Origin of the sequence: Paracoccus sp. DMF (genome assembly GCF_004407025.1) — a bacterium.
In the GTDB taxonomy this organism is placed as follows: domain Bacteria; phylum Pseudomonadota; class Alphaproteobacteria; order Rhodobacterales; family Rhodobacteraceae; genus Paracoccus; species Paracoccus aminovorans_B.
Genome location: NZ_SOKV02000133.1, coordinates 1 through 1,394, shown reverse-complemented (window position 1 = coordinate 1,394; position 1,394 = coordinate 1). Strand labels below are relative to the sequence as shown.

1 protein-coding gene is annotated in these 1,394 nt (G+C 63.2%); it reads right to left on the bottom strand.

The window, feature by feature from the left end; translation table 11 throughout:
- Window positions 1-273: 273 nt before the first annotated feature.
- A complete protein-coding gene (locus tag E3D03_RS20725; RefSeq protein ID WP_263568523.1) occupies window positions 274-1,302 on the bottom strand; it encodes an IS110 family transposase in 1,029 nt (342 codons plus the stop codon).
- Window positions 1,303-1,394 lie beyond the last annotated feature (92 nt).

Genomic DNA, 1,394 nt, shown 5'->3' with positions numbered 1-1,394 from the left:
AACCTTCTTTTGTGGATGCCGCTCGGTTTGCAAGGATTTTCTGAACGTCTGGACATGTGATCGAGTGCGTACTTTTGTCAGGCCTGTTCGTGCGGCTGACATGGCGCCGCTGGCCGGGATGGTGATACGCGGACCGGGTCCAAATCTCCAACAGCGAGCTCGAGGCTCGGAGAAGGTTTCTGGTTTTCCCGATCCGGATCATGTCGATCATGTGCCCATTCAGATCATGACTTCCTCACAACTCGGTGGCCCGAGTGCCCATTCGGTGCCCGATCAGGCGCCGATCAGCACTGGACCACGATAGCTTTCGCCGCGCGTCAACATCGCCCAGATGCCACGCGCCATCTTGTTGGCCAGGGCGACGGCCACGACCGGGACCGGCTTGCGTTCCAGCATCCTCGCCAGCCACGACCCCTTCGGCGCACCGCGGCGCGAGGCCCAGCGGATCACGGCTGTAGCGCCGATGACCAGCAACCGCCGGATGTCGCGCTGCCCCATCTTCGAGGTCTTCCCCAGCTTCTGCTTACCCCCGGTGGAATGCTGCCGCGGCACCAGGCCGAGCCAAGCGGCGAAGTCGCGCCCTCGGCGGAACTGCTCCATCGGCGGTGCGAAGGTCTCGACCGCCAGGGCTGTGATCGGGCCGACACCCGGCATCGTCTGCAGCTGGCGCGGCATTTCCGCTTCGTTCGACAAGGCCGCGATCCTGGCTTTCAGCGCATCGATCCGGTCGGTCAGCTGGTTGATCTGGTCGAGGAGCACCCGGCAGATCTCGCGCGCCAGATCGGGAATGTCGGCGTCAGGATCTGCGATGACCTGTTCCAGGCGCGGTACATAGCCAATCCCCACGGGGGCGACATGGCCGAACTCGTAGAGATGCGATCTTAGCGCATTCACGGCTTCGGTGCGTTGCTTCACGAGCTGTTCGCGCGTCCGGAACGCAACCGCTCGGGCTTGCTGTTCCTGTGTCTTGGGTTCCACAAACCGCATGGTCGGTCGCAGCGCCGCCTCGACGATCGCCTCCGCATCGGCCGCATCATTTTTCTGCCGCTTGATGAACGGCTTCACGTAGTGTGGCGCGATCAGCCGGACCTCATGTCCGTCCCGCGCCATCTCTCGCGCCCAGTGATGCGCGCTGGCACAGGCCTCCATCGCCACCACGCACGGTGGATGATCCGCCATGAACCGCGCGAATTGCGGCCGCGACAGCTTCTTGCGGAACACGACAGACCCGTTCGCTGCAGCGCCGTGAACCTGGAACACGTTCTTTGCCAGATCGACGCCGATGATGGTAACTTCTCCCATGGATGCCCTCTCCTTCAGCTTGTGCTTCGACACCACGAGTATGGCACATCGCGATGCCGTCAGGGGGAGAGCGGCATCCACCCCATCTCCAC

What these genes read in the sequence shown, in the direction of transcription:
- E3D03_RS20725 (WP_263568523.1), bottom strand. Translation starts at nt 1,302, where the DNA reads ATGGGAGAAGTTACCATCATCGGCGTCGATCTGGCAAAGAACGTGTTC.